This is a genomic window from Corynebacterium sp. KPL1986 (assembly GCF_000477975.1).
Lineage (GTDB): Bacteria > Actinomycetota > Actinomycetes > Mycobacteriales > Mycobacteriaceae > Corynebacterium > Corynebacterium accolens.
This window is the reverse complement of the sequence record NZ_KI515719.1, coordinates 2,273,433-2,298,023: the sequence shown is the minus strand read 5'-3', so window position 1 is coordinate 2,298,023 and position 24,591 is coordinate 2,273,433. Positions and strand designations below refer to the sequence as shown.

Sequence of the window (24,591 nt, the reverse complement as noted above, 5' to 3'; positions counted from 1 at the left end):
GCAGGCTCCTCACCCCTGCCACTTGGCAGCGTGTTTTCACAAGGTCGTGCGCTTTTCCCTCGTTATATCCGCCCGCGCGGACATTTCGCCCGCCTCCGGGTAATCCACCTGCACTAAAGACAGGCCCTTCGCCGGTGCCACTGGGATGCGAGAGGAGCGCTTGGTTTCCTGCAGCAACGCCGCGGCAAAGTCGACGTCCCTGCGGCCTTCCCCAACGCTTAAGCAACAGCCAACCAAAGAGCGCACCATCGACCAGCAGAAGGCGTCCGCGGTCACCCGGGCCTCAAAGAGCTGCGGTTCCTCCGGCGTCGAGACATCCTGCCAGCTAAATTCCTGTAATTCGCGAATGGTGGTGGCATTCGGCTTGGCCTTACAAAAGGCCGCAAAATCGTGCAGACCCACCAGCGCATTGGCCGCGTCTTGCATGGCCCCGATGTCTACCGGTTTGAACCATTCGGCCGTATCGCGCGCCCGCGTCGGCAGCACACCCCGCGGGCTGGTGGTTATCCGGTACACATAATGCCTGCGCAGCGCAGAAAATCGGGCATCAAAACCTTCTGGCGCGAAATCGCAGCCGTGCACCCGGACGTCTTCCGGCAACAACTTGGCAAGCCTGCGCACCAACTTCCCGGGATCATTTGCTACGGACCGTTGCTCCAGCATCTCCTGTGGCACATCCACGTGCGCCACCTGCCCGCGAGCATGGACGCCCGCATCCGTACGCCCAGCTACCGTCAGCGGTACCTCCGTCCGAGCGATCATTGCTAGCTGCTCCTCGAGCACGCCTTGGACGGTGCGCAGTCCGCCCTTTTGCCTGGCCCATCCGTGAAAATCGGTGCCGTCATAGGCCAGATCTACCCGGATCCGAACGAATCCTTCTGCTGGTCCCTCATCTGCGATCGCTGCTGCTTCAGTCATGGTGGACCTAATGCTACCGGAGGCATCGGCGAGTTCCCGAAATGTGCAACCTCTCCTGCTACACCTCCCCTGTTCGTTTTGAGCAGAAAATGCAATATCTGAAGGCCGTATTTGCTCAGTTATTGCAGTGGAGGATGCGCATAGGAGGTTGAGCGTAGGAGGTTGTACATAGTTGTCGTTGTGGATTGGAAGTTGCGTGGTCCGCTGCATGGCGAAGTCGCACGACGGAGTGGGACGAGGGGCGGGACGACGGAGTGGGACCAAGTACCTGAGGCTCCAAGTCCAAAACGACAAAAGCCGCCTCCCCTGTCTCTTCGTAAAGAGAATGGGAAGGCGGCGATTATGCGCTACTTCTGCGAGTAGGAACTGCAATCCACGCAGGGCGTTAGGGCCTGCGCGAATTCAGTGACCGAGGGAGATTACTTCTCCTCGGACTCCTCAGCAGAGGTGTTCTCAGCTGCGGTGTCCTCGGCCGGAGCCTCGGTCTCCGCAGCCTCGTCTGCCTGAGCCTCTTCAGCCTCAGCAGCCTTGGAAGCGGCAGCGCGGGTAGCGCGGTTAGCCTCGGAGGTCACGGTCTCCTCAAGAACGAGGGAGATCTGGGACATCGGGGCGTTGTCACCGGTGCGGTTGTCCAGCTTGATGGTGCGGGTGTAGCCACCCTCACGGTTCTCAAACTTCGGTGCAACCTCGTCGAACAGGTGGGAAACAACATCCTTGCGCGGGATGAGCTTCAGCACTGCGCGGCGGTCAGCAATGGTGCCGGACTTAGCCTTGGTGATGATCTTTTCGACGTACGGGCGAAGAACCTTCGCCTTGGCATCGGTGGTCTTGATGGCGCCGTGCTCGATCAGGCTAGCTGCCAAGTTGCTCAGCATGTGAGCTTGCTGCTTGGCGGAGCCACCGAGACGGGCACCCTTCTTCGGGGTAGGCATTGTTTACTCCTCGTGTGCGGTAAAAGTTGAGCGCGCGGCAACGAGTGCCGCAGTTCAGGGTGATTCTTTACTCGGAATCGTCCGCAGCCGGGTCCTTGAAGTCACCGGTTTCTGCGTCGTAGCCCTCGAGCTGGGTTGGGTCGAAGTCCTCAGGGGTGTCCTTCAGAGCAAGGCCCAAGTTAGCCAGCTTGATCTTTACCTCATTAATCGACTTCTGACCGAAGTTACGGATATCCAGCAGGTCGGACTCGGTGCATTCTGCAAGCTCGCCGACGGTGTGGATTTCCTGACGCTTCAGGCAGTTATAGGAGCGAACGGAGAAGTTCAAGTCCTCGATAGGCATGCCGTAGGCGGCGATGTACTCGGTCTCCTGCGGGGAGGGACCAATCTCGATGCCTTCGGCTGCGTTGTTCAGCTCGCGTGCCAGGCCGAACAGTTCGACCAAGGTGCCACCGGCAGAAGCCAGGGCGTCGCGTGCGGAAATCGAGTTCTTGGTTTCGACGTCGATAGTCAGCTTGTCAAAGTCGGTGCGCTGCTCAACACGAGTAGCTTCGACCTTGTAGGAGACCTTCAGCACTGGGGAGTAGATCTGGTCGATTGGAATACGGCCGATTTCCCCAGAAGTTGCGGCAGCCGGGACGTAGCCACGGCCGCGCTCGACGACGAGCTCAATGTCCAGCTTAGCGGTGTCATTTAGCGAAGCGATGTGCAGATCCGGGTTGTGGATCTCCACGCCAGCCGGCGGCTGGATATCGCCCGCGGTGACATCACCAGGGCCTTCCTTGCTCAGGTACATAACCACCGGCTCATCGGAGTCGGAGGATAGGACCATGCTCTTGATGTTCAAGATGATCTCAGAAACGTCTTCCTTCACACCGTTGATGGTGGTGAACTCGTGGAGCACACCATCAATCTTGATGGAGGTTACCGCTGCGCCCGGGATGGACGACAGCAGGGTGCGACGCAGCGAGTTACCGAGGGTGTAGCCAAAGCCCGGCTCGAGCGGTTCGATAACGAACTTGGAACGAGACGAGTCGATGAATTCCTCGGTGAGCTGAGGACGCTGGGAAATGAGCATTGCAATTCTCCTTTTCGGCGACCGCTATTTGACGCCGGTAGAGGGGGTAAAAATCTTGAGGTTGAAGATTCCTGATGGACCGCGTGGCCTTGCAGGGCCGTGCGGTATAACAGTTTACTTCGAGTAAAGCTCGACGATGAGCTGCTCTTGCAGCGGAATGTCGATCTGAGCGCGCTCGGGCAACTGGTGCACGAGGATGCGCAGCGTATCAGGAACGACCTGCAACCATGCCGGTACGTTGGCATCGATAAGAGCGTCCTGAGCGTCTTCGAACCATTCCATCTTCTGGGAACGCGGGCGGACATCGATGATGTCGTACTGCGTAACCCGGTAGGACGGGATGTTGATGTTCTTGCCGTTCACGGTGAAGTGACCGTGGGAAACGAGCTGGCGAGCCTGGCGGCGGGTGCGTGCCAGACCTGCGCGGTAAACCACGTTGTCGAGGCGGGTCTCCAGCAGGATGACCAGGTTGTCACCGGTCTTGCCTGGGAGGCGGTTAGCCTCGGTGTAGTAGCGGCGGAACTGACGCTCCAGCACACCGTAGGTGTACTTTGCCTTCTGCTTCTCCTGGAGCTGCAGCAGGTACTCAGATTCCTTGATGCGGTTGCGGCCAGCCTGTCCCGGAGGGTACGGGCGGCGCTCGAATGCCATGTCTCCGCCGACCAAGTCGACGCGAAGACGGCGGGATACGCGGGTAGCGGGGCCAGTGTAACGAGCCATTTTCTTACCTCTTTCCTTCCCTTAAACCTTGCGACGCTTGGTCGGACGGCAGCCGTTGTGCGGCTGTGGAGTTGCATCCGTGATCGAGGAAACCTCGAGGCCTGCAGCCTGCAGGGAACGGATGGCGGTCTCGCGGCCGGAGCCCGGACCCTTGACGAATACGTCAACCTTCTTCATGCCGTGGTCCATTGCCTTGCGTGCGGCGCTTTCAGCGGCCATCTGCGCGGCGAACGGAGTGGACTTACGGGAACCCTTGAAGCCAACGTGGCCGGAGGATGCCCAGGAGATAACAGCACCGGTCTGATCGGTGATCGAGACGATGGTGTTGTTGAAGGTGGACTTGATGTATGCGTGGCCCAGAGCCACATTCTTCTTGACGACGCGACGGCCGGAACGGCGTGCGCCGGAACGAGTCTTTGGAGGCATGAACTACTTCTTCTTTCCTGCGATCGTCTTCTTCGGGCCCTTACGAGTACGCGCGTTGGTCTTCGTACGCTGACCGCGTACCGGCAGACCGCGACGGTGGCGCAGACCCTTGTAGCTTCCGATTTCAATCTTGCGACGAATATCAGCCTGAACCTGGCGGCGGAGGTCACCCTCTACCTTCCAGGAGCCTTCGATTGCGTCACGCAGTGCCGAAACCTGTTCATCTTCCAGGTTGTCGGTGCGCAGGTCAGGAGAAATGCCAGTCTTTTCTAGCAATTCCTTGGCACGGGTTGGACCGATGCCGTAGATGTAGGTGAGAGCGACCTCCATACGCTTATTGCGTGGAAGGTCAACACCAGCTAGACGTGCCATAAGGCGTGTCCTTTCGGGTTGTTACGGCGGTTTTCTCCCCATCCGTCCCGCTCCATGCAACGCTTCGCCCGGACCGTGCCGGGAATCCTTGGGTTGCTTACCAGTGCGGGCTCAGGCCACCGTAGCCTGAGGTGTACAGGACAAAGCCATGCTTCGCCCTTGGGTGAGGAGGCTGACTGTGTTTACTTGTAGCGGTAGACGATGCGTCCGCGGGTCAGGTCATAAGGAGACAGCTCTACGACGACGCGATCCTCCGGGAGGATGCGGATGTAGTGCTGACGCATCTTACCGGAAATGTGAGCAAGAACCTTGTGCCCATTGTCGAGCTCGACACGGAACATTGCGTTTGGCAAAGGCTCGACGATGCGACCCTCTACCTCAATTGCGCCTTCCTTAGCCATAACCTCTACTTTTCTGGCGACAGACAAGTACCTGTCACCTGCATGTTTGTTGTCTACTGCGGTGGTGCAAGCCAACCAGACCTACTGGCGCTATACACCGTCAAACCAGCATACGCTGCAGCGACACGATTTCCAAACCGCACGCACTTTCATAAATCCCCAACCGGCAGCGGAAAACTAAAAATACCCTCGCGCTCAGTTCCAAGTTCCGGAACCAAGCGCGAGGGCGAGGCGCGTTAACGCGGTGAGCTACGCCGAATTAGTAGATGTAGACCTTGTCACCAATCTGGACATCGTTCCAGTAGCGAACCGCTGCATCATAAGGCAGGTGAACGCAACCATTGGAGTCAACGTTGGTGTTGTCCAAGTGGAAAGCGTGGCCGTTATTGGTGAAGTAGATGGAGAACGGCATCGGCGCGTTATTGAACTCGCGGGAGATTTCGTCCTTCACCTTGCGGTTGACGTGGAAGGTACCGCGCGGGGTTTCCTCGCCCACCATGCCGGCGGACATGGATGGGGAAATGTAGGATACGTCGCCACCTTCCTGCAGCCAGGTGCGGCGGCCGTCAAGGTCGACACAAATCTTGGCATCTGCCGGGCAGGAGCCGCGGTCGAATTGGTTAGCGCGGCGCTGCTCCTCCGCACGGCGCGCCGCCTCTTCAGCCTTCGCCTTTTCTTCCGCAATCTGCTGTGCGTGTGCGCGCTCAGCAGCCTCGCGAGCCTGGCGTGCTTCCTCGTTCTTCTGAGCCACTAGGCCCGGAAAGAGGAATTCCAGGGCGCTATCGACTGCGGACTGCACGTTAGGCACCAGTTCCGGGGTGTACTTCTCAGCCTGGTCCAGGATGTCATTGCGGGTCTGCCATGCCTGGTCGCGGGTCTGGCCGTGGAAGTTATCAAGCTGCTGCTGGGCCTGGGCAGTGAGCTGATCGAGGGAAGGGAGTTGCTGAGCAGAGGCTGCAGGGGCGCCGGCAATCGTGCTCAATGCCATGACGCCAGCCACTGCTGGTGCAGCAACGGTGGCACTTAACTTGCGGAGGCTGAATTTAGACATAGTGGTGAGTATAAACCTTTCAGGGGATTTACGCCTAGTTTAAGCGGCGATTTTTCAGGGAATATGTACTGGGAATTTATTAGTAGCGCCTGGTGAGGATACGCGGGCCGTCCGCCGTCGCGGCTACCGTGTGCTCCCAATGTGCGGCAACGGAACCGTCGAGCGTGACCACCGTCCAGTCATCTTCTAGCACCGCACTATCGACGGTGCCCAAAGTAAGCATTGGCTCGATGGCCAGGACGGAGCCCTCCTGAATGACGGGCCCGCGGCCAGGCTTTCCCTCATTTTCCAAGTAGGGCTCTTCGTGCATGGTCCGGCCAATTCCATGACCGCCGTAACCATCCACGATATAAAGGGATACGCCAAACTTGTCTTCGGCGCGGTAAGTTGCCTGCTCCAAGGCGTGGGACACGTCGGTCAGGCGGTTGCCCGGGACCATCGCCTGCAGTCCTTCCATGAGCACCCACTCGGTCGCCGCGTTCAATGCCGCAACGTCCGGGTCCAGTTCACCGATGGGAAAGGACCACGCGCTATCTCCTACCCAGCCATCGAGGGTGGCGCCGCAGTCGATGGAGAGGAGGTCGCCATCGGCAAGCACGGTCTTTGCATCCGGAATCCCGTGCACGATGACATCGTTGACGGAGGAACAAATGGAGCCCGGAAAGCCTTCGTAGCCCTTAAAAGTAGGGGTGGCACCGGCATCGCGGATGGTCTGTTCCGCCACCGCATCGAGCTCCAGCGTGCTCACTCCCGGCGCCGCCGCGGCGCGGACTGCTTGCAGCGTCTTGCCGACGATCTCGCCAGCCGCCTGCATAGCATCCAGCTCGCCCGGGGTGCGGGCGGGAATGCGCTTGGTGCGGCGCCGAAAAGCCATTACTTGCCCAGCGCTTCCATGGCACGGGCGTTGATCTCTTCGACGGAGCCTTCTGCCTTGATGGGGATGATGGCATCGCCGTAGTGCTCGATGAGCGGGAAGGTCTCATCGCGGTAGACACCCAGGCGGGTGCGGATGGTTTCCTCGTTATCGTCGGCGCGGCCGCGGGCCATCATGCGCTTGACAACAACGTCCTCAGAAACCTCGAAGTTCAATACGCCGTCGAGCTTTTCGCCCTTCTTGGACAACAGCTCTTCCAAGATGTCTGCCTGCTCGGTGGTGCGCGGGAAGCCGTCCAAGAGGAAGCCGTTCTTGGCGTCGTCTTGGCTGAGGCGCTCTTCTACCATGCGCGCGGTGACATCGGTAGGCACGAGCTTGCCGGCGTCGATATAGGACTTCGCCTCAACGCCCAGCGGGGTGCCCTCGCCAATATTGGCGCGGAAGAGGTCACCGGTGGAGATGTGTGGAACGCCGAGCTTTTCGCTCAGGATTGCTGCTTGGGTGCCTTTGCCAGCACCGGGAGGGCCGAGAAGTACAAGACGCATTATTTCAATAGTCCTTCGTAGTTGGATTGGAGAAGTTGAGATTCAATTTGCTTGACCGTGGTCAAGGCGACGGAGACCATAATCAAGATGGCCGTACCGCCAAAGGCGGAGGTGCCGGCGGCCGAAGAGTGGCCAACGCCAAGATCCAGCAGGATATTCGGCAGGATGGCGATCAACGCCAAATACAGGGCACCGACGCTCAGCAGGCGGTTCATGACAAAGCCGAGGTACTCCGCGGTGGGGCGGCCCGGGCGGATGCCGGGGATGAAGCCACCGTACTTCTTCATGTTATCGGCTTGCTCAGCGGGGTCGTACTGCACCGAGACGTAGAAGTATGCAAAGAAGATGGTCAGCAGGAAGTACAAGACGATGTACTGCCAGGAGGACGGCGCCTGCAGGTGCGCAATCACATTGCGCTGCCACCAGTTATCTGGGGTGTGCACGGAGCTGGAGTTAACGATCTGCGTGATCAGCACCGGCATGTAGATAAGCGAGGAAGCGAAGATGACCGGGATAACGCCGGCCTGGTTCACCTTCAGCGGCAGATAGGTGGAAGAACCACCGTACTGACGCCGGCCCACCATGCGCTTGGCGTATTGCACCGGAATGCGGCGCTGGCCCTGCTCGATGAAGGTAATACCGACGACCAGAACAATAAGGCCAGCCAGCACCATGGCGAAGACCATACCGCCGTTGTTTTGCAGGATATTCATGCCATCGGTAGGCAGGCGCGTCGCAATACCGGCGAAAATGAGCAGGGACATGCCGTTGCCAATGCCCTTTTCCGTAATCAGCTCGCCCATCCACATCACGAGGACGGCACCGGAGGTCATCGTCACCACAAGCAGGATCAGGGTGAAGAAGTTGCGGTCTTCCGCCAAGACCGGCACGCCTTGGCCCAGCAACTGCTCGCGGTCCGCCAGCGCGACGATGCCGGAGGATTGCAGCAGCGCCAAGGCGAGCGTGAGGTAGCGGGTGTACTGGGTCATTTTCGCCTGCCCAGACTGGCCTTCCTTCTTCAGCTGCTCAAAGCGCGGGATGACCACGGTCAGCAGCTGCACGATAATGGACGCCGTAATGTAGGGCATGATGCCGATGGCGAAGATCGACAGCTGCAATAGGGCGCCGCCAGAAAACAGGTTAATCACGGAGTAGAGGTCTCCGGATTCCTCTGTCAGCTGACGCAGGCGCCCTGCAATTGACGCGTAATCTACACCCGGCGACGGGATCTGTGCACCGATGCGGTACGCAATGATCATCACGATGGTGAAGATGATCTTCTTGCGTAGGTCGGCATCCTTAAAAGCCTGCAAAATGGCGGACACTACAAAATCCTCCTGGCCTACCGCTGTCACGCGCGAATCTATGGATTCCTCACGCAGCAACACACGGAGGTGGACACTCTATGGCTCCCGCAGGGCTCCACATCTTCCTCACTTGGCGTTAAGAAGTAAAGACAAGGAGTCCCAAAGGAACGGTGGAACACTTTTGACCCCATAACCCTACCAGCCTTATATCTGCGCGCCACATCTAACCCGCATTATGTGACAATGATTGCCCATTCTTTCGCGCTTATTCCACTGGGGGTTTACCATGTTAATTATTGCCCTGCGCAATTTTTTACCCGTAGTTTTCCGGCCTGGCGGTCCCTAAACGCCAAGGTCGTTATTGGTGTGAACCCAACGTTGCGAAAGAAGTCTGAATGAGCAAAAAATTCACGCCGATGACCGTTGCTGAGATCATCGACGTATTTATCCCTAGTCCCAACCCCTTCCGCTGGGAAGCCTTTGATGGCTCTGCCACCGGCCCTGCCGATGCTGATTACAAGGTCACCATCAATAGCCTCGGCGGACTTGCTTATATCGCCACCCACCCAGGCGATGTCGGATTCGCCCGCGCCTACGTCACCGACGGCATCTCTGTAGAAGGCGAGCACCCCGCCCACCCGTACGGCATCTTCAACGCCCTGCACGCGATGTATGACAAGTTTGAAAAGCCCAGCGCTAAAGACTTGGCCCGCGTGGTTCGTTCGCTGGCTTCCATGGGTGCTTTCCACATCCAGCCGGTGCCTGAGGTAGAGCGCGCCTCTTGGCTGCGCCGCAAGCTGCACGATGGCCTGTCCAAGCACTCCAAGGAGCGCGACGCCGACGTCATTTCTGATCACTACGACGTGGGCAATGACTTCTACGAGCTCTTCTTGGGCGATTCCATGACCTATACCTGCGCCTACTTCCCCACCCCAGATGCCACCTTGGAGGAGGCACAGGAAAACAAGTACCGCCTCATCTTTGACAAGCTGCGCCTAAAAGAAGGCGACACCCACCTGGACGTGGGCTGTGGCTGGGGCGGCATGGTGCGCTACGCCGCCCGCCGCGGCGTGAAGTCCATCGGCGTGACCTTGTCGCAAGAGCAGGCCGAGTGGGGCCAAAAGAAGATCGAGGAAGAAGGCCTGCAGGATCTGGCCGAGGTCCGCTTCATGGACTACCGTGATGTCACCGAAGAAGGCTTTGATGCGATCTCCGCCATCGGCATCATCGAGCACATCGGCGTGCAGAACTACGATGACTTCTTCAAGTTCATGTACAGCAAGCTCAAGGTCGGCGGGTTAATGTTGAACCACAACATCACCTACCCGGATAACCACAAGACGCCCAAGGGCGGGTTCATCGACCGCTATATCTTCCCCGATGGCGAGCTCACCGGTTCCGGCAACGTCACCAAGGCCATGCAGGACAATGGCTTCGAGGTCTTCCACACCGAATCCCTGCGCTTTGATTACATGCGCACCCTGCACGAGTGGTGTGAGAACTTGAAGGAGAACTGGGAAGAGGCCTGCGATTTGGTCGGCCTGCCCACCGCGCGCCTCTACGGCATCTACATGGCCGGCTCGGAGTGGGGCTTCGAGCGCAATATCATTAACCTCTACCACTTCTTGGGCATCAAGCTCGGCGAGGCCGGCTCCCGCGCCGGCGTGCCCGAGCGCCGTTGGTGGGAAGACAGCCGCTTTTAAAAGGAGCCCATATGACCCTTTTGGATCACTTACGCGAGCGCGTTTCTGCCCTGCAGCCGCGCCCGGTCGATGCCGTGCATATCGAGCCCGTGGGCTGGCAGGCCCACCGCGCCGGCGTAGACACCTTGCTGCGCAGCTTCCGCGAGGTCCCCGCCGGAAAGCGCGTGCGCCTGGCCAAAAAGACCTCTAACCTCTTCCGCGGCCGCAGCGAGAATCAGATAGGCCTCGACGTCTCCGGCTTGGGCGGGGTTATCGAGGTCGATCCCCTCGCCCGCACCGCCGATGTGCAGGGCATGTGCACCTACGAGGACTTGGTTGATGCCACCCTGCCGCACGGCCTCATGCCGTTCGTCGTTCCGCAGCTAAAAACCATCACCCTGGGCGGCGCGGTCACCGGCATGGGCGTGGAATCCACGAGCTTTCGCAACGGCCTGCCGCACGAGTCCGTCATCGAGATGGATATCCTCACCGGCACCGGCGAGATCCTTACCTGCTCGCGCGAGCAGAACGTCGATCTCTTCCGCCTCTTCCCCAATTCCTACGGTTCTCTGGGCTACGCGGTGCGCCTGAAGATCGAGCTCGAGCCCGTGCCGCCCTACGTGGAGCTGCGCGAGCAGCGTTTCCACACGGTGGAGGAGGCAAGCCGCGTGCTTGCCGATGTCTCCGTTCACCACACCCACGAGGGTGAAACCGTCGATGGCCTAGACGGTGTGGTCTTTTCTGAGGACGAGGCTTACCTCGTCTTCGCGCGCTTTACCGATGAAGAAGGCCCTACCTCCGATTACACGCGGGATAAGATCTACTACCGCAGCCTGCAGCACGCCCAGGGCATTCGGCGAGACCGCCTTACCATCCGCGACTATATCTGGCGCTGGGATACTGACTGGTTCTGGTGCTCGCGTGCCTTTGGCGCCCAGAACCCCAAGGTGCGCAAGGTCTGGCCGCGCGAGCTGCGCCGCAGCTCCTTCTACTGGAAGCTCGTGCGTCTGGACCGGAAGTACGAGTTGGAGTACAACTTCATCAAAAAGCCACACGGCAAGCCGCGCGCCGAGCGCGTGGTCCAGGATATTGAGGTCACCCCGGAAAACCTCCCAGAGTTCCTCCACTGGTTCTTCCAGGCCTCCGATATCCAGCCGGTATGGCTGTGCCCCATCCGGCTGCGCGATGGCGTGGGCGAACTCGTGGGCACCGGCGATATTGCCGCCGAGTCCCAGGACCCCTGGCCGCTGTACCCGCTGCGCCCCGGCAAGACGTGGGTCAACGTCGGCTTCTGGTCCGGTGTGGACGGCGATCACGTCGATCCCAGCGCTCCTGGCAATGGGGCCTTCAACCGCGTCATTGAAGAAAAGGTCAATGACTTGGGCGGCCACAAGTCGCTGTACTCCGAGGCCTTCTACTCCCGCGAGCGGTTCGAGGAGCTCTATGGCGGGAAGCTGCCCGATGCTATCAAGGCCGTAACGGACCCCGATGACCGCTTCCCCGGCCTTTTTGAAAAGACCGTGGACGAGGCCTAGGACAGCTCCCAAAACCACATAAGGGTGGAACGCTCGTGAAAGCGTTCCACCCTTTTTGCAGCTACGGGCCCAATCTCTGACGAGGCCCGAGGCTTAAATCAGCGCGACTACTGCTCCTGGGCCACCTGCGCGGTCTCAGCGTTATCCGGCTGGGACAGCTGCGGGTTGGCGTCAACGGGGCCGGTGGAGCCGGCGAGCGCCAGCACGGCGGAGATGACAGCGGCAAGGAATGAAGAAATGGACGACATAGCAAACTCCTAGCTAGTAGGGATGAGTGTTTACGGTGATAACACTACCACTGCCATGCATACGTCCGCATAGATCGACTACACCCCCTCGCCCCGCACACAAGGTGCGAGGAAAGGGGGTGTAGTTAGTCTCTAGTCCAGATTACTTGGTGTTGGCGGAACCGCCAGCAGCCTCAATCTTTTCTACGGCGGACTTGGAGAACTTGTCTGCGGTGACGTTCAACTTAACGTTGATGTCGCCGCTGCCCAGAACCTTGACCGGCTGGTTAGCGCGGACGAGGCCAGCAGCTGCGATGTCAGCGACGGTGATGTCGCCGCCATCGGCAAACTTCTCGGCCAAGTCAGCCACGTTAACAACCTGGTACTCAACGTGGTTCGGGTTCTTGAATCCCTTGAGCTTAGGCAGACGCATGTGGATGGGCATCTGTCCACCCTCGAAAGCAGCGGGAACCTGCTTACGAGCGCCGGTACCCTTGGTACCGCGACCAGCGGTCTTACCCTTGGATGCCTCACCGCGGCCGACGCGGGTCTTGGGCTTGTTTGCTCCTGCGGTTGGGCGCAGGTCGTGCAGCTTGATGATATCAGCCATGGTTTACTCCCCTGCCACTTCTTCGACGGTGACCAGGTGGCGAACCTTGTGAACCATGCCGCGGATGATCGGGGTGTCCTGCTTAACAACGGACTGACCGATGCGCTTGAGGCCCAGAGCCTCAATGTTCTTGCGGTGGTTCGGCTTGGTGCCCACCAGGCCCTTTACCTGTGTAATCTTCAGAGCCATTGTTTATGCCTCCTGACCTGCGCGCTTGCGCAGCATACGGGCCGGGGTGACCTCTTCGATGGACTTGCCGCGGCGTGCGGCAACCTCTTCGGGGCGGACCAGCTGCTTGAGGCCGTCCACGGTAGCGCGGACGACGTTGAGTGCATTGTCGGAGCCCAGGGACTTCGACAGAATGTCCTGCACGCCAGCGCATTCGAGCACCGGACGAGCAGCACCGCCGGCGATGACACCAGTACCAGGAGCGGCAGGCTTCATCATGACGATGCCCGCTGCGTCGCGACCCTCTACCGGGTGGGTGATGGTGCCGGCAACCATAGGTACGCGGAAGAAGTTCTTGCGAGCCTCTTCTGCACCCTTCTGGATTGCAGCCGGAACTTCCTTAGCCTTGCCGTAGCCAACGCCTACCTGACCCTGGCCGTCACCAACGACGACGAGAGCGGTGAAGGACATGTTGCGGCCACCCTTAACGGTCTTGGAGACGCGGTTGATGGTCACAACGCGCTCGATGTACTTATCGCGCTCGTTGTCCTGCTGGTTACGACGATCGTTGCGACGGCCGTTGCCGCCGCGGTTGTTCTTGTTGTTCTCGGCGGAGCGTCCGCCGTCACGCTGTTCACGGTCCGACATTACGCGATCCTTCCGTTGATGTTTCCGTTGACGATGATCATTAGAACTTCAGACCACCTTCACGTGCGGCGTCTGCCAGCGCAGCGACGCGGCCGTGGTACTTGTAGCCTGCGCGGTCAAAGACGACCTGCTCAATGCCAGCGGCCTTGGCGCGCTCAGCAATCAGTTCGCCCACCTTGGCAGCCTTTGCCTTCTTATCGCCCTCGAGTGCACGGATGTCCGCTTCCATGGAGGATGCGGAGGCCAGGGTGTGGCCTGCCAGGTCATCGATGACCTGGACGTGCATGTGGCGCGAAGAGCGGTGCAGGACCAAGCGCGGGGACTCAGGGGTGCCACGCAGGGTCTTACGGATACGGAAGTGGCGGCGTGCGCGTGCTTCGCGACGACGAGAAGAAATGTCCTTGCCGACTGGAGTGCGCTTCGTGTTTTCAGTGTTTGCCATTGCTTACTTACCCGTCTTTCCGACCTTGCGACGGATCTGCTCGCCTTCGTAGCGAATACCCTTGCCCTTATAAGGATCGTCCTTACGCAGGCGACGGATATTAGCGGCGATCTGTCCGACTAGTTGCTTGTCAATACCGGTAATGGACAGCTTGGTGTTGCCGTCCACTGCGAAGGTGATTCCCTCCGGAGCCTTGATGAGGATCGGGTGGGAATAGCCCAGGCTGAATTCCAGGTCCTGGCCCTTTTGCTGCACACGGTAGCCGACACCAAAGATTTCCATCTTGATGGTGAAGCCCTCGGTCACGCCGATGACGGCGCTGTTGAGCAGCGAGCGGGACAGGCCGTGCAGAGCACGGTGCTTGCGGTGATCATCAGGGCGGGAAACGGTCAAGATGCCGTCTTCCACGTTAATGGTGATCGGATCCGGAACGTTTACGCTCTGGGTACCCTTAGGGCCCTTGACCTCAACGTCTTGGCCGTTGATGTTGATTTCGACGCCGTTTGGTACGGCGATCGGTGCTAGACCGACTCGAGACATGTGTCAAACCTCCCTTTACCAGACGTAGGCGAGAACTTCTCCGCCTACGCCCTTCTCCTCAGCCTGACGGTCAGTCAGCACACCGTGGGACGTGGAAATGATAGCCACGCCCAGGCCGCCCAAGACCTGTGGCAGTTCGGTGGACTTTGCATACACACGCAGACCCGGCTTAGACACGCGACGCAGACCAGACAGGGAACGCTCGCGGTTGTTGTACTTCAGCTCGAGGGACAGGGTGTGGCCCTCAACGGTGTAGTCAGCGATGTAGCCTTCCTGCTTCAAGATGTCAGCAATATTTGCCTTCAACTTGGAGGTAGGCATCGACACGACGTCGTGGTGTGCGTTACTTGCGTTACGCACGCGCGACAGCATGTCGGCAATAGGATCAGTCATAGTCATATGAGTGACCGTGTACCTTTCTCGTTGCGGTTCCCGTGCTCACCAAAGCGTTTTCCGTGTGATTTCGGGCTACTCACGCTCCTCACGGTCAATACCGCAAGGCGCTCGCCACCCTTTGATTCAGACAACGGTCCGCTATAAACGGCGAGGGGCCTACAACAAAGTTGATGTTCAATTCTTTTTCGGCTCTGCGTTTTGCCAGTTCAGCACGCAAAACCCGCAAGGCTTTGCGCATGCACCGGCTGCAGCGCAGGCACGCGGGAACACTTTACGCCATATCCTGCGGTTTTCCAAATAAATCCCCTGCATTCATTACAGTCGGATACAGCGCTACATAATTGAGGAGTAGTTGAGATAAGTACCGAGAACGAAGATCCGATCCGCACCGCCCACCAATGGCTTGAAGAAGCCGCGCGGCTATTAAACCTCGAGCCCCACGAGGCCACGGCGCTGACCCGGGAACTGCTGGACTTAACCAAGGACGTGGCCCATACCCAATCGCGGCCGGCAGCACCGTTGACGGCGTTCGTGGTGGGGTTGGCATCGGCAAGCACGGCAGAAGCCAAGGTAAATATCGAAACCCTCAAGGAGGCGCTGAAGTAATGGCTGGACGCAAGAATGCCACCTTTGCCGTCACGAAGGTGCGCCTGGGCGAGCACGCGCAGGTAGATACCCGCGCCGATACCGTCGCCGGCGAGGAGCCGCTTGAGATTCGCGTGGGTGGGCAGACCATCACCACCACCATGCGCACCCCGGGCCACGATATTGAGCTGGCGCACGGTTTCCTCCACTCCGAGGGGCATATTGCCGCGCTTTCCGATGTCACCACTGCCCGCTACTGCGCCGGTGCCACCGTCGAGGGCATGAATACTTATAACCTGCTAGACATAGACTTGGTAAAGAATACGCCGTTGGACTTAAGCGATCTCCGCCTGACCACCACGACCTCCGCCTGCGGCGTGTGCGGAACCTCGTCCATCGAAGCACTGGCAAAGAAGTCGCGCTATTCCATCCCCCAGATTCCCGTGGATCCACAGCTGGTGGTCCAGCTACCGGAGAAGCTGCGCGCCGCCCAAAAGGAATTCCGCAAGACCGGCGGAATCCACGCCGCCGGCGCGTTTACCCTCGAGGGTGAGCCGGTGGTCATCCGCGAGGACATAGGCAGGCACAACGCCGCCGATAAGGTCATTGGCCACCTGCTCATGGAAGAGCGCCTGCCCGCCGATGACCTCATTTTGGTCATGAGCTCCCGCGCCAGTTTCGAGCTGGTCCAAAAGGCCGCCATGGCCGGTTTTGGCATGCTCGTTGCCGTCAGCGCCGCCTCTTCCCTTGCCGTAGAGACCGCCCGCGAGACCGGCATGGCGCTAGTGGGCTTTGCCCGTGCTGATCGCTTTAACCTTTATTCGGGCACGCTGGCCTAGTCGCGGTAATCTTCCGGCCCATTATTGAGCCAGGCGTACACGCCACCGATGAGCAAGCCGCCGCCAATGAAGTTGCCAATCCACACCAGCGTCCAGTTGAGAGCAACATTGCCAACGGTCAGCGCTGCCGGCAGTGGATCGCTGCCGAAGAAGGTGAGCGCAAAAAGGCAGAAATTGGCAATCACGTGCTCGAGGCCTAGGCCCACGAAGATGCCGATGATGGGGACGATGACGATGAACTTCGACACGATTTCCTTGGCAAAGACCGCGCCAACGATGCCCATATTGACCACGAAGTTTGCGGCCATGCCCTCTACGAGCATTCCCTGCGGGGATTTGGTCAGCTTGCCTTCAGAGATGGTGACCAACAGGTGCGAGGGATCCATATTCGCGAGCTTGGCAGACATGCCCATGACGGCGGCAAAGATGATGGCGCCTAGAAGGTTAAAGATCGTGGTAATAAGCAGTACGTAGAAGGCCTTACCCCAGGAAAGGTGCTTCTGCATAGCCCCGTAGACCATGTACATCATATTGCCCGTGGCCAGCTCCGCGCCGAGGATAACGATGGCGAATAGGCCTAGGCCGAAGAACAGGGCAAAGGTCACGGACCCGAGGCCCGGCGCAACGCCCTCTACCGCCTGGCCTACGACACCGGCAAAGACGGTACCGATGCACAAATAGACACCGGCGAGGATTGCGCGGACAGAAAAGCGTGCAAATGATTGATCGAGCAGGGCGGCCTTTTTCAGGGATGCGCCTTTGGCAGCTTCGTTGAGAGACACCGTTTTCTTATTTCCTTATTTAACTGTGGTTATACGGACAAGAGAATCACGGATTATCGTAGCGTGTTGCGCATTCCCCGCGTCAATAAACAGTAAATAGAAATTATTACTATAAACTTGGTTCACACCCACCCCTATTGTCCCTATTTTCCTCGGAGGTCGCATGGACCACCAAGACCGGCCACGGAGGGAGAGGCCCCAACGTTCTGCGGCGCACTCGCGCCACTCGGCGGCACCAGAAAGCAACACTGCCGCTACGTCCTATTCCCGCAGGACCCGCAGCACGCGCCCCCGGCCATCGACCAGCGATGCCAAAGGAACCCAGCCCAGGCGCTCCGGCAGGCACCGCTCCGACGATCGCGATTGGCGGAAGGCCGAAAACCACGCGCGCCGCATCCAGCGCCGCTACCCCAACCGCCGCCTCGAGGAGACCTCTTTGCCTAGGCACCGGAAGAAGCCTTCCGGATGGGATCGCGTGAAAGATGCCTGGAAGTCTTCCTGGGTCCTCCGTATCGCGGCGGGCATCGTGGTAACACTGCTGGTCATCAGCTCCATCGATCGCAGCATCAGCCCGCCAGAAGGCCTGGAGACCAACGAGGTCACGGCGGAACAGGCCCCCGTCATTGAGCCATCCGCCGCGGTAGAGATGTTCATTCCCGCCATCGATGTTCATGCGAAGTTCGACGATGACAATTGCCGCGTGCTCGATGGCGCCATCAACCCTGACACCATGGATAAGGCCTGCACTTATACCGCCGATGATCGCCCGTATTCCCTGCCGTGAACCAATGCCGAGGATATCGTCGTCATCGCCGGCCACACCGGCGCGGGTGTGCCTGCCGTATTCAATAAGCTTTACGATGGCGCTGCCAACGAGCACAAGGTCAGCATCGGCGATAAGCTCTACGTCCGCACCAAAAATTCCGACCAAAATTGGCTCATCTACACCGCAACCGATCTCCACGACCCCGATAAACAGGGCTTGGCCGGTGACTCCAGCGTATGGGGCGAGGACGCGATGCCAGGCAGGCTGCTGACGATTAGCTGCATCCAGCCCGCTAACCCCCTCGAGGCCGCCGTGCGCAATGCCGTCGTGGGCTGGCAATACGAAGGCACCACCCATACCGCGGAGGACAAGAAGGCTTAATCGCCGAGTACCCTCCGCCACCTACCCCCGAACCCCACAGTCCCTATTTCCACCGCCGGAAGTAGGGACTTTTCATATCCTCCCTTTTCCCAGCGCACAGGTATATTTTCCCTCACCTCACTATATGTACCGATAACGGTTTGCAATAGTGTAATATTCGTTTGAATCTACATAAAAGTTCACTGCCTTTAACCTTGGGAGAACCTTATGCCTTTGCGCACCTCATTTGCGCGCTTTGCCACCATAGTGGTGGCCTTGGCGCTCGCGTTATTCCACGCTCCCCTCGCCCTCGCTGGCGATGCCCCGATTGTCCGCACCCAAACACACGTGGATTCCCCGCACGCGGTGTGGCAGGACGGGAACTTCAAGCTCATGTCCAATAGTGCGGGCCTAGTCCCCATCGAGGACACGATCAACTGGGTGAGCCACGGCCGCGTCGACGGCGGCCTAGGAGCCTATGCCTGGCGCGTGCCCGATGACCCACGCTTTGAATTTCTTAAGGCCAAGACAAACCAGCTCATGTACTACGGCGGCCCCGCGGTCGGCTTCCCGAAAAACACCATGCCCATCTGGGCTGGGTTCGGCGCCGCTGCAGATCTACCTACCGATCAATTCCGCGATAAGTCCTTCAACATGGAGATCGTGGACTTTAAGGGCCCCGGCCGCATGGAGCTATTTAGGTACAACGGAGAGGACTACCCCCTCAACCGACTCTGGTCCTCCCACGATCCGGGATTCCGTACCACATGGGTTAACGCGGGAACGCATACGCATAACGCTACGACGTTTACCCGTCCCGGCCACTACGAGGTCACCTACCGCGCTTCTGCGCGAAAGAAGGATGGCACCTTCATCCACTCCGAGCCACAAACCTTAGTCTGGCAGGTAGGCGGGACCAACCCCGCCGAGCGCACGATTACCGATCTTGATGCTGCCTTTAACGATGCCAAGCCTGAAGGCTCCGCAGCCGAAGATTCCGAGTCCAATGCCCCTATGTTTAAGATGGCTCCCTCCACGGCCGATACCAAGGGCGCGAAGGAAGGCATCCTCACCACGCTGTCACTCGATACGGGAAATGCCAAAGACACCGGCCGCGCCGTCTTCACCATCAATGGCCACTACCTTGCCGAGCGCAAGGTAGAAGGCGGTAAGGCATCGTGGGATGAAATGATCGGTGAAGAAAAATCCGACTTCCAAGCCATCTTTATCCCAGACGATGACGCCCCAAGCCCACGCTGGGTATCCGAACCCGTGGAGTTCTGGACCAGCGCCGTCACCGTCAAGGAAAGGGCCGCTAAAGATGACGAAGCTTTTACAACGAAAAGCGGCGAGCTTCCTACTCCCGAAATGGAAGAGATAGAGCCGTTTGAGACAGAGCCCCTTAAGATCGAGAGCCCAGATATCACCGTGTCCACCAGCGAGGTATACGGCGATGGTGACCGCAATATCGACATCACCGTAGAGCCCGAAGATGACCGCACCACGGTGCGCGTTACCGGCGGCTTCTACAAGGTAAATGGCGAACCGATGACCAACCTACCGGAAAAGCATATTGCAGATTGCGAAATCGGCTTTACTTCCGGGCCAGGACAAAGGACGAGCAGGCAACTCATCGATAGCTGTAAGCAGCCCGGCTACCAGCTCATGCTACGCATCGTTCCTGATTCGCGTTCCGATGCCGGCGGCGCCACGCTATTTAGCCATACTCACAAAGAGGCTTATAAGCCGATAGCTGAGACCACCGTCTCGTTCGCAGATGCTCCCGATTCCGCGGACACGCAGGAACCAGAAGGCTCGGAGAATCCAGAAGACTCCAACACACCAAAGAAGCCGCAAGGTTCGGAAGAAGCAGAAGAGTCAGAGGGTTCCACCCCAACCGAAGAGTCTTCCCCTGAAGCACCTTCCACGACCCCGAAGCCTTCTGTCCCCAATGTCCCCAAACCCAAACCGCAGGGCCCGAAGGATAAGGACACCCCCAACAAGGAGCTCAATCTGCACCGAGGCCACGTCGATATCGCCCCAATCCACGAGGACGGTGAGCTGCACCTAGGCATCAAGGACGAGACGAATCTGTACCATATTGGTGCAATCTGGCGTAAGCCTTCCGATGTCTTTTTCACCGTTCCCAAGCAGGTCAAGACCACCTTGAACAAGGACATCCCGCACTTTGGAAAGAAAGGCAGCGCAGCCTACGTCCTGCCAGAGACACAGCGCACCGGCGTGGTGTGGCCTGGGATAAGCACCGAAGATGCGTACCAGGACACCAAGAAGGACTACACCTTTACTTTCACCCCCGTCAAAGCCCCGAAGGACGGCGAATGGTTGGCATATCTGGCTGATCAAACCGGCCTAGACCAGCGCCTTGCCGGCAGCGATGGTACGCATTCCTATACCACCGAAGGCCCTGACCACATGCACCTCAACTGGGCATTCAACAAGCCCGGTACGTATGAAGTCGGTGTCACGGTCGCCGAAAAAGACGGCAAAACCGCGAAGAAGGCCGTTCTGCGCTTCAAGGTAGCTACCGAGGATTCATCATCTGCTACCCCACCAACCAAGGGCAATGACAATGCGACCGAAGGCGGCTCCAATGGCAGCACCGACGGCACAACCGACAACAACGCCCCATCGAAGGAACCAACCCCAGAGTCAACGGACCCCGCTCCCAGCGAAGAGCCTTCCAAAAAGCGCGAGATCACCAAGGGCCACATCGACTTCGGGCCAAAGGTTGTGGACAATAAACTTGGCTTCTATGTCAACGAAGACAACCGCCACAACGTGCCTGAAGACGTAGCGTTGCGCATTCACGATGCGCAACGCGTGCCGGTCGCTGACTCTCTGGCTAAGACGCTGTCCTTTACCGGAATGGTAAAGACTGGCTCAACGATTTACCACCTGCCATTACAACAGGATCACAATGCTGTGTGGCCGGGATGGGACACGATCAAGGTCGGGCAAGACTACCGTGACGCTGCTATCGAGGTTCGTCCTAAGTCAGCGCCTACGGACGGACAATGGTGGGCCGGCCACACTGCCTCCCTGAACACACCGGAACGGACCTTAGCCGATAGCAACGGTACCCATACGATTAAGGGCGTTGAGGATGGTCCTTTTCATGTCCACGCGCACTGGATCTTTACCGAACCAGGCCGCTACGAGATGGACATGCGCACCGTCAACAACAACGGTGACAAACTCACCGACTGGCACACCGTGACCTTCCTCGTAGGCGATTCAACCACCCAGCCCGGCGGAAAAGGCGCTGACAAAGAAAGCGATGAGGAAGAGGGCAAGCCCGCAGACTCCTCGAAGGATAAGCAGCCAGGCGCTACCAAGCCAGATAACGGCTCGAATAGCACCGGCACTAATAAGCCGGGCTCCGAAAAGTCCAAGGCTTCTACCTCGTCCGGATCGAATGCAGGTGCCAAGGGAAATAGCACTGGGAAGTCGGAGGGCTCCAGCAAGTCCACAACCGCTAAGGGTGCAGCAGGCGGTGGCTCTGGTCCGGGCTCCGGATCCGGCGGAGGCTCCTCCAGCTCCCACAACGGTGCACTAGCCTCCACGGGTGCCAATATCGGTTGGGGACTCGTGCTCGCCGCACTCTTTATTGTCGGCGGCATAGTGTTGGTGAAAAAGCGGTCTAAGGACAGTCAGTAGCCCTTAAGCTCCGGGGTTCGTTGCACCGCCCCACTGCAACGAACTCTCACCGGGGAACTGCTCCACGACCTTAGACCCCAAGAAGCATCTACTTCTGACGCAGAGATCGGCCCCGAGCATGGTCGCTTACCAGTTCGGGCCGGGCTCATTTTGCGTTTTGACGTGGTTATTTACGCACCAAGCTTTTAACCTCTGCCCGAATGGGGCGGAAACTAAACTGAACGGTTATATTCAGCATGTTAAAAATAGTTCAATGGATTATGCTGGGTGCCTACCTACCTTTCTGGCTCATTCCCTATTATCGAAGAAACACTATGCAAATTAAATTTATCTAACTGTTTACGGGTTCTTGGGAAAGTCAGTAGAAATTGAGCCTGTATGCAGTGATAGCCCGACTACATAATGGAATAAATTGACCGCTAAGAGAAATTGGGTCCACGTGAATCAACATGGTACCCTGAGCAATTTATGACCAATGGACGGGCGAAGGTTCCCCGTAAGAAATGTGATTAGCTTTGTTTAGCCGTATATCGAAATCTGCTTTAACTCCTTTCATCATTCTTGTATCCACTTCTCTAGCAGGCTTTTTCTGGGGAGAATTAAGGGTTTTCCCTCTTGCTGTGGCGGTAATATTCTTGGCCCTGTACAACGCCTCTATACGTAGAGATTTTTACCCGAGATCGGAATCTGGGGTATTTTTCGTCGGGTTTGCACTATCGATTTTCGGTGGATTACTGAATGACTCAAACTACACATTCTCCCTTGGACTAATGATAGCTTCGACGTTCCTTTTGTTTTTAACACTTAATAAGAAGAGCCCAGCCCGACCAAGAAAGTGAAATGGCTGGCCATAAAGCCTTTACCATGGCCACTGACATTCCCATCTATTTTTGCCATCCAGGATTGCCGTGGGAACGAGGCAGCAACGAAAACACCAACGGCAGGCTCAGGAGAATCCTTCCCAAAACAGTGACCTGTCCATCTACAGCGCCGAGGACCTGGAGATGATCGCCAACATTCACAACCCCAAACCACGCAAAGCACGCAACTGGCGCACCCCAGCCGAAGTCATGACCAACGCCCTGACACAAACCGGTAGTATCACACCAAAGTAACCGTCATCGTTGCAACGACCCCTAGAATCCAAGCGCTGGCATTAAAACTAAAAAATCCCAACTCCTTGCAACGAGTTGGGATTTTTTAGCGCTCTATTTACTTGAACGGGAAGCCGAGTTCGCGCAGGAGCTTACGGCCTTCTTCGTCGTTGGTAGCGGTGGTAACGACGGTGATGTCCATACCACGGGGACGATCGATCTTGTCGATGTCGATTTCGTAGAACATGGACTGCTCGGACAGACCGAAGGTGTAGTTACCGTGGCCGTCGAACTGCTGGTCAGACAGACCGCGGAAGTCACGAATACGTGGCAGCGCGATGGTCAGCAGACGGTCCAGGAACTCCCACATGCGGTCGCCACGCAGGGTAACGCGCGCGCCGATGGGCATGCCTTCACGCAGTTTGAAGTTCGCGATGGACTTCTTTGCGCGACGCAGCTGTGGCTTCTGACCGGTGATAGCGGTCAGGTCCTCGAGAGCGCCATTGATAACCTTGGAGTCACGAGCAGCTTCGCCAACACCCATGTTGACGACGACCTTGGTGACGCCAGGGATCTGCATGACGTTGTCGTAGTTGAACTCTTCGTTCAGGTTCTTGCGGATTTCCTCGCGGTAGCGAGTCTTCAGACGCGGGGTGTAGTTCTCGCTCATTTTTAGATGTCCTTCCCGTTGCTACGCGCGATACGGACCTTTTTGCCGTTCTCGTCGAAACGGTAGCCCACGCGGGTCGGGTTGCCCTCGGAGTCAACGATCGCAACGTTGGACACGTGGATCGGAGCTTCTTGGGTAACAATTCCGCCGGACTCGGCGCCACGCTCGGTAGCGGAGTTTGCGACGTGCTTCTTGATGCGGTTAACGCCCTCAACGAGGACCTTTTCGCGCTTCGGGTATGCCTCGATGACCTTGCCCTTCGCGCCCTTATCTGGGCCCGAAATGACAATCACCATATCTCCCTTATGGATCTTCATAAGATTAGATCACCTCCGGTGCTAGAGAAACGATCTTCATGAAACGCTTGTCACGAAGTTCACGAGCAACCGGGCCGAAGATACGGGTACCGCGAGGTTCGCTATCGCCCTTCAGAATAACTGCAGCATTCTCATCAAAGCGGATGTAGGAACCGTCCGGACGACGGGTTTCCTTCTTCGCGCGGACGATAACTGCCTTAACTACATCGCCTTCTTTAACGCTGCCGCCTGGAACAGCGTCCTTGACGGTTGCGACGATAATGTCGCCGATGCCAGCGAAGCGTCGGACGGAGCCGCCGAGAACGCGGATGCACAAAAGCTCACGTGCACCAGAGTTGTCGGCGACGCGCAGACGCGATTCTTGCTGAATCACTATGGGTCTCCTGACCTGGATTGATGTGCGACAAGATTTCCGTCCTTGCCACACGCGGTCTACAAACTTGCTGTGCTCAAGCCTTTACAACGAACACCGTAAAGCGTCGATGGGTCTCGGACCGGCGATTCGGAAACGCACCGCTACGGACCGACCAGCTCTCGCAACCTATACATTGAACCACATGGCTTAACCACTTCCAAAACACCGCAAACGCAGCACTTTGCCTCGGCGAATCACCCCCATGGAGGTGTA

29 protein-coding genes and 1 pseudogene are annotated in these 24,591 nt (G+C 58.2%); 8 read left to right on the top strand and 22 right to left on the bottom strand.

Features of this window, described 5'->3' with window-relative positions; genetic code table 11:
* Positions 1 to 36: 36 nt before the first annotated feature.
* The 11 genes from truA to secY form a co-directional block, all read right to left on the bottom strand.
* Entirely contained in the window at positions 37 to 918 is an 882-nt protein-coding gene (truA, locus tag HMPREF1287_RS10650; protein WP_023016759.1) for a tRNA pseudouridine(38-40) synthase TruA, read from the bottom strand.
* A gap of 419 nt (positions 919 to 1,337) precedes the next feature.
* A complete protein-coding gene (gene rplQ / locus HMPREF1287_RS10645) occupies positions 1,338 to 1,850 on the bottom strand; it encodes a 50S ribosomal protein L17 (protein ID WP_005277082.1) in 513 nt (170 codons plus the stop codon).
* 67 nt (positions 1,851 to 1,917) lie between these two features.
* Positions 1,918 to 2,928, bottom strand: a complete 1,011-nt coding sequence (locus tag HMPREF1287_RS10640) for a DNA-directed RNA polymerase subunit alpha (protein WP_005277080.1) — start codon at positions 2,926 to 2,928, stop codon at positions 1,918 to 1,920.
* Between the two features lie 114 nt (positions 2,929 to 3,042).
* Positions 3,043 to 3,648, bottom strand: a complete 606-nt coding sequence (rpsD, locus tag HMPREF1287_RS10635; RefSeq protein ID WP_023016758.1) for a 30S ribosomal protein S4 — start codon at positions 3,646 to 3,648, stop codon at positions 3,043 to 3,045.
* A 21-nt stretch (positions 3,649 to 3,669) separates the two neighbouring features.
* Positions 3,670 to 4,074 carry a 30S ribosomal protein S11 gene (gene rpsK, locus HMPREF1287_RS10630; protein WP_005277076.1) on the bottom strand — a complete coding sequence of 135 codons (405 nt, stop codon included), beginning with the start codon at positions 4,072 to 4,074 and terminating at the stop codon, positions 3,670 to 3,672.
* Between the two features lie 3 nt (positions 4,075 to 4,077).
* Complete coding sequence (rpsM, locus tag HMPREF1287_RS10625) at positions 4,078 to 4,446, bottom strand: 30S ribosomal protein S13 (protein ID WP_005281309.1); 369 nt, start codon at positions 4,444 to 4,446, stop codon at positions 4,078 to 4,080.
* Positions 4,447 to 4,628: 182 nt separating this feature from the next.
* A complete protein-coding gene (gene infA / locus HMPREF1287_RS10620; RefSeq protein ID WP_003854422.1) occupies positions 4,629 to 4,847 on the bottom strand; it encodes a translation initiation factor IF-1 in 219 nt (72 codons plus the stop codon).
* 259 nt (positions 4,848 to 5,106) lie between these two features.
* Positions 5,107 to 5,898, bottom strand: a complete 792-nt coding sequence (locus tag HMPREF1287_RS10615) for a L,D-transpeptidase (RefSeq protein ID WP_005277016.1) — start codon at positions 5,896 to 5,898, stop codon at positions 5,107 to 5,109.
* A 79-nt stretch (positions 5,899 to 5,977) separates the two neighbouring features.
* Complete coding sequence (map, locus tag HMPREF1287_RS10610; RefSeq protein ID WP_023016756.1) at positions 5,978 to 6,772, bottom strand: type I methionyl aminopeptidase; 795 nt, start codon at positions 6,770 to 6,772, stop codon at positions 5,978 to 5,980.
* On the bottom strand, positions 6,772 to 7,317 hold the full coding sequence (locus HMPREF1287_RS10605) for an adenylate kinase (protein ID WP_005277013.1): 546 nt from the start codon (positions 7,315 to 7,317) through the stop codon (positions 6,772 to 6,774). Before HMPREF1287_RS10605 ends, map begins: the two co-directional genes overlap by 1 nt.
* The gene (gene secY, locus HMPREF1287_RS10600) at positions 7,317 to 8,642 is read right to left on the bottom strand and encodes a preprotein translocase subunit SecY (RefSeq protein ID WP_023030124.1); all 1,326 of its coding nucleotides are present in this window, start codon (positions 8,640 to 8,642) and stop codon (positions 7,317 to 7,319) included. Before secY ends, HMPREF1287_RS10605 begins: the two co-directional genes overlap by 1 nt.
* Positions 8,643 to 9,019: 377 nt before the next feature.
* Here secY and HMPREF1287_RS10595 point away from each other — a divergent pair, with 377 nt between their 5' ends.
* A complete protein-coding gene (locus HMPREF1287_RS10595; RefSeq protein ID WP_023016755.1) occupies positions 9,020 to 10,327 on the top strand; it encodes a class I SAM-dependent methyltransferase in 1,308 nt (435 codons plus the stop codon).
* Positions 10,328 to 10,338: 11 nt separating this feature from the next.
* Positions 10,339 to 11,841 carry an FAD-binding oxidoreductase gene (locus HMPREF1287_RS10590; RefSeq protein ID WP_023016754.1) on the top strand — a complete coding sequence of 501 codons (1,503 nt, stop codon included), beginning with the start codon at positions 10,339 to 10,341 and terminating at the stop codon, positions 11,839 to 11,841.
* A 107-nt stretch (positions 11,842 to 11,948) separates the two neighbouring features.
* Here HMPREF1287_RS10590 and HMPREF1287_RS12640 read toward each other — a convergent pair whose 3' ends face one another.
* The 7 genes from HMPREF1287_RS12640 to rpsH all read right to left on the bottom strand — a co-directional run bounded on the left by HMPREF1287_RS12640 (position 11,949) and on the right by rpsH (position 14,875).
* Complete coding sequence (locus HMPREF1287_RS12640; RefSeq protein WP_005277003.1) at positions 11,949 to 12,089, bottom strand: hypothetical protein; 141 nt, start codon at positions 12,087 to 12,089, stop codon at positions 11,949 to 11,951.
* A gap of 142 nt (positions 12,090 to 12,231) precedes the next feature.
* The gene (rplO, locus tag HMPREF1287_RS10585) at positions 12,232 to 12,678 is read right to left on the bottom strand and encodes a 50S ribosomal protein L15 (protein ID WP_005277000.1); all 447 of its coding nucleotides are present in this window, start codon (positions 12,676 to 12,678) and stop codon (positions 12,232 to 12,234) included.
* Positions 12,679 to 12,681: 3 nt separating this feature from the next.
* Complete coding sequence (gene rpmD, locus HMPREF1287_RS10580; protein ID WP_005276997.1) at positions 12,682 to 12,867, bottom strand: 50S ribosomal protein L30; 186 nt, start codon at positions 12,865 to 12,867, stop codon at positions 12,682 to 12,684.
* A 3-nt stretch (positions 12,868 to 12,870) separates the two neighbouring features.
* Positions 12,871 to 13,494: a 30S ribosomal protein S5 gene (gene rpsE / locus HMPREF1287_RS10575; RefSeq protein WP_005276995.1), complete on the bottom strand. Its 624-nt coding sequence runs from the start codon at positions 13,492 to 13,494 to the stop codon at positions 12,871 to 12,873.
* A gap of 40 nt (positions 13,495 to 13,534) precedes the next feature.
* Positions 13,535 to 13,936 carry a 50S ribosomal protein L18 gene (rplR, locus tag HMPREF1287_RS10570; RefSeq protein ID WP_023016753.1) on the bottom strand — a complete coding sequence of 134 codons (402 nt, stop codon included), beginning with the start codon at positions 13,934 to 13,936 and terminating at the stop codon, positions 13,535 to 13,537.
* A gap of 3 nt (positions 13,937 to 13,939) precedes the next feature.
* Positions 13,940 to 14,476, bottom strand: coding sequence for a 50S ribosomal protein L6 (gene rplF, locus HMPREF1287_RS10565; protein WP_005276991.1), 537 nt, complete (start codon positions 14,474 to 14,476; stop codon positions 13,940 to 13,942).
* A gap of 15 nt (positions 14,477 to 14,491) precedes the next feature.
* Entirely contained in the window at positions 14,492 to 14,875 is a 384-nt protein-coding gene (gene rpsH, locus HMPREF1287_RS10560; protein ID WP_005276990.1) for a 30S ribosomal protein S8, read from the bottom strand.
* A 354-nt stretch (positions 14,876 to 15,229) separates the two neighbouring features.
* On the opposite strand from rpsH, the gene HMPREF1287_RS10555 reads away from it, so the two are divergent.
* Both HMPREF1287_RS10555 and fdhD read left to right on the top strand, forming a co-directional pair.
* The gene (locus tag HMPREF1287_RS10555; RefSeq protein ID WP_005276987.1) at positions 15,230 to 15,478 is read left to right on the top strand and encodes a DUF6457 domain-containing protein; all 249 of its coding nucleotides are present in this window, start codon (positions 15,230 to 15,232) and stop codon (positions 15,476 to 15,478) included.
* Positions 15,478 to 16,296 (top strand): formate dehydrogenase accessory sulfurtransferase FdhD, encoded by an 819-nt coding sequence (gene fdhD / locus HMPREF1287_RS10550; protein WP_023016752.1) that lies wholly within the window; start codon positions 15,478 to 15,480, stop codon positions 16,294 to 16,296. Before HMPREF1287_RS10555 ends, fdhD begins: the two co-directional genes overlap by 1 nt.
* Here the strand turns inward: fdhD and HMPREF1287_RS10545 are convergent.
* Entirely contained in the window at positions 16,293 to 17,078 is a 786-nt protein-coding gene (locus tag HMPREF1287_RS10545; protein WP_023016751.1) for a formate/nitrite transporter family protein, read from the bottom strand. The genes fdhD and HMPREF1287_RS10545 overlap by 4 nt on opposite strands.
* Before the next feature lie 163 nt (positions 17,079 to 17,241).
* Here HMPREF1287_RS10545 and HMPREF1287_RS12760 point away from each other — a divergent pair, with 163 nt between their 5' ends.
* The 4 genes and pseudogenes from HMPREF1287_RS12760 to HMPREF1287_RS12750 all read left to right on the top strand — a co-directional run.
* Entirely contained in the window at positions 17,242 to 17,862 is a 621-nt protein-coding gene (locus tag HMPREF1287_RS12760) for a hypothetical protein (RefSeq protein ID WP_023016750.1), read from the top strand.
* Between the two features lie 48 nt (positions 17,863 to 17,910).
* Positions 17,911 to 18,225: a hypothetical protein gene (locus HMPREF1287_RS12755; protein WP_023016749.1), complete on the top strand. Its 315-nt coding sequence runs from the start codon at positions 17,911 to 17,913 to the stop codon at positions 18,223 to 18,225.
* 207 nt (positions 18,226 to 18,432) lie between these two features.
* Positions 18,433 to 21,882, top strand: coding sequence for a choice-of-anchor M domain-containing protein (locus tag HMPREF1287_RS10535; protein ID WP_023016748.1), 3,450 nt, complete (start codon positions 18,433 to 18,435; stop codon positions 21,880 to 21,882).
* An 825-nt stretch (positions 21,883 to 22,707) separates the two neighbouring features.
* Positions 22,708 to 22,997: pseudogene (locus HMPREF1287_RS12750) on the top strand (IS30 family transposase); the annotation flags it as partial.
* Positions 22,998 to 23,094: 97 nt separating this feature from the next.
* Here the strand turns inward: HMPREF1287_RS12750 and rplE are convergent.
* The 3 genes from rplE to rplN are packed head-to-tail and all read right to left on the bottom strand — an operon-like array spanning position 23,095 to position 24,336.
* Entirely contained in the window at positions 23,095 to 23,646 is a 552-nt protein-coding gene (rplE, locus tag HMPREF1287_RS10525; RefSeq protein ID WP_005281269.1) for a 50S ribosomal protein L5, read from the bottom strand.
* A 2-nt stretch (positions 23,647 to 23,648) separates the two neighbouring features.
* Positions 23,649 to 23,963 carry a 50S ribosomal protein L24 gene (rplX, locus tag HMPREF1287_RS10520; protein ID WP_005276967.1) on the bottom strand — a complete coding sequence of 105 codons (315 nt, stop codon included), beginning with the start codon at positions 23,961 to 23,963 and terminating at the stop codon, positions 23,649 to 23,651.
* Positions 23,964 to 23,967: 4 nt separating this feature from the next.
* The gene (gene rplN / locus HMPREF1287_RS10515) at positions 23,968 to 24,336 is read right to left on the bottom strand and encodes a 50S ribosomal protein L14 (protein WP_005276965.1); all 369 of its coding nucleotides are present in this window, start codon (positions 24,334 to 24,336) and stop codon (positions 23,968 to 23,970) included.
* Positions 24,337 to 24,591: the final 255 nt, after the last annotated feature.

Bases quoted from the DNA above. Each gene is read 5' to 3' on its own strand.
- fdhD (WP_023016752.1), top strand. From the start codon at position 15,478: ATGGCTGGACGCAAGAATGCCACCTTTGCCGTCACGAAGGTGCGCCTG.
- rpsM (WP_005281309.1), bottom strand. From the start codon at position 4,446: ATGGCACGTCTAGCTGGTGTTGACCTTCCACGCAATAAGCGTATGGAG.
- truA (WP_023016759.1), bottom strand. From the start codon at position 918: ATGACTGAAGCAGCAGCGATCGCAGATGAGGGACCAGCAGAAGGATTC.
- rplF (WP_005276991.1), bottom strand. From the start codon at position 14,476: ATGTCTCGAGTCGGTCTAGCACCGATCGCCGTACCAAACGGCGTCGAA.
- HMPREF1287_RS10535 (WP_023016748.1), top strand. From the start codon at position 18,433: ATGCCTTTGCGCACCTCATTTGCGCGCTTTGCCACCATAGTGGTGGCC.
- HMPREF1287_RS12640 (WP_005277003.1), bottom strand. From the start codon at position 12,089: ATGTCGTCCATTTCTTCATTCCTTGCCGCTGTCATCTCCGCCGTGCTG.
- rpsD (WP_023016758.1), bottom strand. From the start codon at position 3,648: ATGGCTCGTTACACTGGCCCCGCTACCCGCGTATCCCGCCGTCTTCGC.
- infA (WP_003854422.1), bottom strand. From the start codon at position 4,847: ATGGCTAAGGAAGGCGCAATTGAGGTAGAGGGTCGCATCGTCGAGCCT.
- HMPREF1287_RS10615 (WP_005277016.1), bottom strand. From the start codon at position 5,898: ATGTCTAAATTCAGCCTCCGCAAGTTAAGTGCCACCGTTGCTGCACCA.
- rpsE (WP_005276995.1), bottom strand. From the start codon at position 13,494: ATGTCGGACCGTGAACAGCGTGACGGCGGACGCTCCGCCGAGAACAAC.
- rpmD (WP_005276997.1), bottom strand. From the start codon at position 12,867: ATGGCTCTGAAGATTACACAGGTAAAGGGCCTGGTGGGCACCAAGCCG.
- HMPREF1287_RS10605 (WP_005277013.1), bottom strand. From the start codon at position 7,317: ATGCGTCTTGTACTTCTCGGCCCTCCCGGTGCTGGCAAAGGCACCCAA.
- HMPREF1287_RS10590 (WP_023016754.1), top strand. From the start codon at position 10,339: ATGACCCTTTTGGATCACTTACGCGAGCGCGTTTCTGCCCTGCAGCCG.
- rplO (WP_005277000.1), bottom strand. From the start codon at position 12,678: ATGGCTGATATCATCAAGCTGCACGACCTGCGCCCAACCGCAGGAGCA.
- rplQ (WP_005277082.1), bottom strand. From the start codon at position 1,850: ATGCCTACCCCGAAGAAGGGTGCCCGTCTCGGTGGCTCCGCCAAGCAG.
- rplR (WP_023016753.1), bottom strand. From the start codon at position 13,936: ATGGCAAACACTGAAAACACGAAGCGCACTCCAGTCGGCAAGGACATT.
- rpsK (WP_005277076.1), bottom strand. From the start codon at position 4,074: ATGCCTCCAAAGACTCGTTCCGGCGCACGCCGTTCCGGCCGTCGCGTC.
- rplX (WP_005276967.1), bottom strand. From the start codon at position 23,963: ATGAAGATCCATAAGGGAGATATGGTGATTGTCATTTCGGGCCCAGAT.
- HMPREF1287_RS10595 (WP_023016755.1), top strand. From the start codon at position 9,020: ATGAGCAAAAAATTCACGCCGATGACCGTTGCTGAGATCATCGACGTA.
- HMPREF1287_RS10640 (WP_005277080.1), bottom strand. From the start codon at position 2,928: ATGCTCATTTCCCAGCGTCCTCAGCTCACCGAGGAATTCATCGACTCG.
- HMPREF1287_RS12760 (WP_023016750.1), top strand. From the start codon at position 17,242: ATGGACCACCAAGACCGGCCACGGAGGGAGAGGCCCCAACGTTCTGCG.
- rplE (WP_005281269.1), bottom strand. From the start codon at position 23,646: ATGAGCGAGAACTACACCCCGCGTCTGAAGACTCGCTACCGCGAGGAA.
- rpsH (WP_005276990.1), bottom strand. From the start codon at position 14,875: ATGACTATGACTGATCCTATTGCCGACATGCTGTCGCGCGTGCGTAAC.
- map (WP_023016756.1), bottom strand. From the start codon at position 6,772: ATGGCTTTTCGGCGCCGCACCAAGCGCATTCCCGCCCGCACCCCGGGC.